Below are 6,083 nucleotides of genomic sequence, written 5' to 3'. Positions count from 1 at the left end.
TCCAGCCGCACCGCGGTTTACAAGGGTTTGCTGCTGGCTGATCAAGTTGGCACCTATTACCTCGACCTGCAAGACGAGCGCTGTGTCTCCGCGCTGGGCCTGGTGCACCAGCGCTTTTCCACCAACACCTTCCCTGAGTGGCCATTGGCTCACCCGTACCGCTATGTGGCGCACAACGGTGAGATCAACACCGTCAAGGGCAACTACAACTGGATGAAGGCCCGCGAAGGCGTGATGTCCTCGCCCGTACTGGCCGCCGACCTGCAAAAGCTCTACCCCATCAGCTTCGCTGGCCAGTCCGACACCGCCACCTTTGACAACTGCCTCGAACTGCTGACGATGGCGGGTTACCCCATCAGCCAGGCCGTGATGATGATGATTCCCGAGCCTTGGGAGAACCACACCACCATGGACGAGCGCCGCAAGGCCTTCTACGAATACCACGCTGCGATGCTCGAGCCATGGGACGGCCCCGCCTCGATCGTGTTCACCGACGGCCGCCAGATCGGTGCCACGCTGGACCGCAATGGCCTGCGCCCCTCGCGCTACATCATCACCGACGACGACATGGTCATCATGGGTTCGGAAACCGGCGTGCTGCCGATCCCCGAAAGCAAGATTGTGCGCAAGTGGCGTCTGCAGCCCGGCAAGATGTTCCTGATCGACCTGGAACAAGGCCGCATGATCAACGACGAAGAGTTGAAAGCCGGTCTGGCCAGCGCCAAGCCTTACAAGCAGTGGATTGAAAACCTGCGCATCAAGCTCGACGACGTGGCCGCAGGACCTGTGGCGCCCGCCTCCGACGTGGCCTTGCTGGACTTGCAGCAAGCTTTTGGCACCACACAAGAAGACATCAAATTCTTGCTGGCCCCCATGGCTGCGGCCGGTGAGGAAGCCTTGGGCTCCATGGGCAACGACAGCCCGCTGGCCGTGTTGTCAGACAAAAACAAGCCGCTCTACAACTACTTCAAGCAGTTGTTTGCGCAAGTGACCAACCCGCCCATCGACCCGATCCGTGAAGCGATCGTGATGTCCTTGGTGTCCTTCATCGGCCCCAAGCCGAACCTGCTGGACATCAACCAAGTCAATCCACCGATGCGACTGGAAGTCAGCCAGCCGATCCTGGACTTCGCCGACATGGCCAAGCTGCGCAACATTGACCAAGCCACCAAAGGCAAGTTCAAGAGCGCCACACTGGACATCACCTACCCCGCCCTGTGGGGCCGCGAAGGCGTGGAAGCCAAGCTGGCATCGCTGTGCGCCGAAGCGGTGGACGCCATCAAGGGTGGCCACAACATCCTGATCATCAGCGACCGTGGCGTGACCGCCACCCAAGTGGCTGTGCCCGCGTTGCTGGCGCTGTCGGCCATTCACCAACACCTGGTGACCGAGGGCTTGCGCACCACCGCAGGCTTGGTGGTGGAGACCGGCACCGCCCGCGAAGTGCACCACTTTGCGGTGTTGGCCGGTTACGGCGCGGAAGCCGTGCACCCCTACCTGGCAATGGAAACCCTGGCCGCGCTGCACAAAGAATTGCCCGGCGACCTGTCGGCCGAAAAAGCCCTCTACAACTACGTCAAGGCGATTGGCAAGGGCTTGTCCAAGATCATGTCCAAGATGGGCGTGTCGACCTACATGTCGTATTGTGGTGCGCAGTTGTTCGAGGCGATCGGCATCAACACAGAGACCATCAACAAATACTTCACCGGCACGGCCAGCCGCGTGGGCGGTATCGGCGTGTTCGAGATCGCTGAAGAAGCCTTCCGCATGCACACGGCTGCCTTCAGCGACGACCCGATCCTGGCCACCATGCTCGACGCGGGCGGCGAATACGCCTGGCGCGCCCGTGGCGAAGAGCACATGTGGACGCCCGATGCGATTGCCAAGTTGCAGCACTCCACCCGTGCCAACAACTTCAGCACGTACAAGGAGTACGCGCAGATCATCAACGACCAAAGCAAGCGCCACATGACGCTGCGCGGCCTGTTCGAGTTCAAGATCGACCCGTCCAAAGCCATCCCTTTGGAGCAGGTCGAGCCTGCCGCCGAGATCGTCAAGCGTTTCGCCACCGGAGCGATGTCGCTGGGCTCGATTTCCACTGAAGCGCACGCCACCTTGGCCGTGGCCATGAACCGCATCGGCGGCAAGAGCAACACCGGTGAAGGCGGTGAAGATGCGGCCCGTTACCGCAACGAACTCAAGGGCATCCCGATCAAGGTCGGTGATTCGCTCAAGAGCGTGATCGGTGCCGAGAACGTCGAAGTGGACATGCCACTGGAGGCAGGCGACAGCTTGCGCTCCAAGATCAAGCAAGTCGCCTCGGGCCGCTTCGGTGTCACCGCCGAATACCTGTCCAGCGCCGACCAAATCCAGATCAAGATGGCCCAGGGTGCCAAGCCCGGTGAAGGCGGCCAGTTGCCTGGCGGCAAAGTGTCCGACTACATCGGCAAGCTGCGCCACTCGGTGCCCGGTGTTGGTTTGATCTCGCCACCGCCGCACCACGACATCTACTCCATCGAGGATTTGGCCCAGCTGATCCACGACCTGAAAAACGTCGCCCCACACAGCGACATCAGCGTGAAGCTGGTCTCCGAAATCGGCGTCGGCACCATCGCCGCCGGTGTGGCTAAGTGCAAGGCCGACCACGTCGTGATCGCCGGTCACGACGGCGGCACGGGCGCTTCGCCTTGGTCGTCGGTCAAGCATGCAGGCTCGCCTTGGGAAATCGGTTTGGCCGAAACCCAGCAGACCTTGGTGCTCAACGGCCTGCGCGGTCGCATCCGCGTGCAGGCCGATGGCCAAATGAAGACCGGCCGTGACGTCGCCATTGGCGCCTTGTTGGGCGCGGACGAGTTCGGCTTCGCCACCGCACCGCTGGTGGTCGAGGGCTGCATCATGATGCGCAAATGCCACCTGAACACCTGCCCTGTGGGTGTGGCCACCCAAGACGCCGACTTGCGCAAAAAGTTCACCGGCAAGCCCGAGCATGTGGTGAACTACTTCTTCTTCATCGCCGAAGAGGTGCGCCAGATCATGGCCCAGTTGGGTGTGGCCAAATTCGACGACTTGGTGGGCCGTGCCGACCTGCTCGACATGAAGAGTGGTGTGGCGCATTGGAAGGCCCGTGGCCTCGATTTCGCTCGCCTTTTGGCCGTGCCGATGGTCGACTCCACCGTGGCTGTGCGCCATGTGGACACACAAGACCATGGCCTCGAAAAGGCCCTGGACAACGTGCTGATTGCGAAGAGCCGCCCCGCCATTGACAAGGGCGAAAAAGTCCAGTTCATGGAAACGGCACGCAACGTGAACCGATCGGTCGGCGCCATGCTGTCTGGCGCGGTGACCAAGGTGCACCCCGACGGATTGCCCGACGACACCATCCGCATCCAACTTGAAGGCACGGGCGGTCAGTCGTTTGGTGCATTTTTGACCAAAGGGATCACGCTGTACTTGATCGGTGAAGCCAACGATTACACCGGCAAAGGTTTGTCGGGTGGCCGAGTGGTGGTACGCCCCAGCCTCGATTTCCGAGGTGTGGCATCGCAAAACATCATCGTCGGCAACACCGTCATGTACGGTGCGACCACAGGTGAGGCGTTCTTTGCTGGCGTGGCTGGCGAGCGCTTTGCCGTGCGTTTGTCGGGTGCCACGGCGGTGGTCGAGGGCACAGGTGACCATGGCTGCGAATACATGACTGGCGGCACCGTGGCGGTGTTGGGCAAAACCGGCCGCAACTTTGGTGCAGGCATGAGTGGCGGCATCGCCTACGTGTACGACGAAGATGGCGAGTTCGCTTCGCGCTGCAACACCGCCATGGTCAGCATGGAAAAAGTGCTGACTGTGGCCGAGCAAGAAGCGCAAGTGGACCGCAAGGTCTGGCACCGCGATCAGGCCGACGAAGCGCAGCTGAAGAAACTGCTGGAAGACCACTTGAAGTGGACAGGCAGCCAGCGCGCCCGCGAGTTGCTGGACAACTGGGCCACGGCCCGTGCCAAGTTCGTGAAGGTGTTCCCCAACGAATACAAGCGCGCCCTGGGCGAAATCAACGCCCGCAAAGCGGCCAAGGCTGCTCAGCCGGTGGTTGCTTGAGCTGAACGTCAAGATTGAAGGAAGAGCATCATGGGAAAAATCACAGGCTTCATGGAATTTGAGCGCATCGAAGAGGGCTACAAACCCGTTCCCGAGCGCCTAAAGAACTACGGCGAGTTCGTGATCGGTTTGACCGAAGAGCAATCCAAAACACAAGCGGCCCGCTGCATGGACTGCGGTACGCCGTTTTGCAACAGCGGTTGCCCGGTCAACAACATCATTCCGGATTTCAACGAGCTGGTGTACCAAGGCGACTGGAAGAACGCGATCGAGGTGCTGCACAGCACCAACAACTTCCCCGAATTCACCGGCCGCATCTGCCCCGCACCTTGCGAAGCCGCTTGTGTGGTGAACTTCAACGGCGATGCCGTGGGCATCAAGTCGATTGAGCACGCCATCATTGACCGCGCTTGGTCCGAAGGCTGGGTCACGCCCCGTCCGGCCAAGGTCAAGACCGGCAAGACCGTGGCCGTCATTGGCGCAGGCCCTGCTGGCCTGGCCGCTGCCCAGCAGTTGGCGCGTGCAGGCCACGATGTGACCTTGTTCGAGAAGAACGACCGCGTGGGTGGTTTGCTGCGCTACGGCATCCCCGACTTCAAGATGGAAAAGACGCACATCGACCGCCGCGTCCAGCAGCTCGAAGCCGAAGGCGTGAAGATCCGCACCAGCGTGCTGGTGGGCGAGTGGCCCAAGGATTCCAAGGTGACCAACTGGGCCAAGGAAACCATTTCGGCTGAACAGCTCAAGGAGGAGTTTGATGCTGTGTTGCTCACAGGCGGCTCCGAGCAGTCGCGCGACCTGCCCGTGCCCGGCCGCGACCTCGAAGGCATCCATTTCGCGATGGAATTCCTGCCTCAGCAAAACAAGGTCAATGCGGGCGACAAGGTCAAAGGCCAATTGCGCGCCGATGGCAAAAACGTCATCGTGATCGGTGGCGGCGACACCGGCAGCGATTGCGTGGGCACCAGCACACGCCACGGCGCAGTCAGCGTGACCCAGTTTGAGGTGATGCCCGAGCCGCCCGAGAAAGAAAACAAGGCCATGATCTGGCCCTATTGGCCCATGAAGCTGCGCACCAGCTCCAGCCACGACGAGAGCGCCGAAAAAGGTTTGCTGCAACGCGAATTCGCCATTTCTACCAAGGCATTCATCGGCGAAAAAGGCAAGCTCACGGGCCTCAAAACCGTACAGGTCGAATTCAAAGACGGCAAAATGGTCGAGGTGCCCGGCTCCGAGCAGGAACACAAAGCCGACTTGGTTTTGCTGGCAATGGGCTTCACCAACCCCGTTGCCACTGTGCTCGACGCCTTTGGCATCGACAAGGACGCCCGTGGCAACGCCAAGGCCAGCACCGATTTCACAGGGGGCTATGCCACCAATGTGGACAAGGTGTTTGCCGCCGGTGACATGCGCCGTGGTCAGTCGCTGGTGGTCTGGGCCATCCGCGAAGGCCGCCAAGCGGCACGGTCGGTGGACGAATTTTTGATGGGCAAAAGCGACTTGCCGCGTTAAGGGGATTTAGATCTAGGTAAAATCCCTAGAACACCAAGGTTTACAAAGCGTAAACCTTGGTTCGTTAACATCACAAGAGCCGGACCTACCGGCTCTTGTTATTTCATGAATACCACTTCCACCCCCCCACTTGTTGAGCTGCGTGACCTGACTTTCGGGTACGGCGACCGTGTCATCTTGAAGAACCTGAGCTTCAATGTGCCGCGTGGCCAAGTCACGGCCCTGATGGGGGTGTCCGGTGGTGGCAAGACCACGGTCCTGCGCCTGATTGGCGGGCAAATTCGAGCCAGCCAAGGCCAATTGCTGTTCGATGGTGCCGACATCACCCCCATGCGCCAAGCCGAGCTTTATGCCGCTCGCCGCCGCATGGGCATGCTCTTTCAGTTTGGGGCCTTGTTCACCGACATGAGTGTGTTTGACAACGTGGCTTTCCCCTTGCGCGAACACACCGACTTGTCCGAAGATCTGATCCGTGACATCGT

The 6,083-nt window shown here is 60.5% G+C and carries 3 protein-coding genes; all 3 read left to right on the top strand.

Annotation, left to right across the window (positions count from 1 at the left end):
• On the top strand, positions 1-4,089 hold a 4,089-nt coding region (locus Q0341_RS14620; RefSeq protein WP_299514793.1), incomplete at its 5' end, for a glutamate synthase-related protein.
• Positions 4,090-4,119: 30 nt separating this feature from the next.
• Positions 4,120-5,601 carry a glutamate synthase subunit beta gene (locus Q0341_RS14615; RefSeq protein WP_299514790.1) on the top strand — a complete coding sequence of 494 codons (1,482 nt, stop codon included), beginning with the start codon at positions 4,120-4,122 and terminating at the stop codon, positions 5,599-5,601.
• A gap of 105 nt (positions 5,602-5,706) precedes the next feature.
• On the top strand, positions 5,707-6,083 hold a 377-nt coding region (locus Q0341_RS14610), incomplete at its 3' end, for an ATP-binding cassette domain-containing protein (RefSeq protein WP_299514787.1).

This window comes from uncultured Limnohabitans sp., assembly GCF_937889215.1.
Lineage (GTDB): Bacteria > Pseudomonadota > Gammaproteobacteria > Burkholderiales > Burkholderiaceae_C > Limnohabitans_A.
Note: the sequence above shows the minus strand (reverse complement) of the source record. Positions and strands in the feature narration are given on the sequence as shown.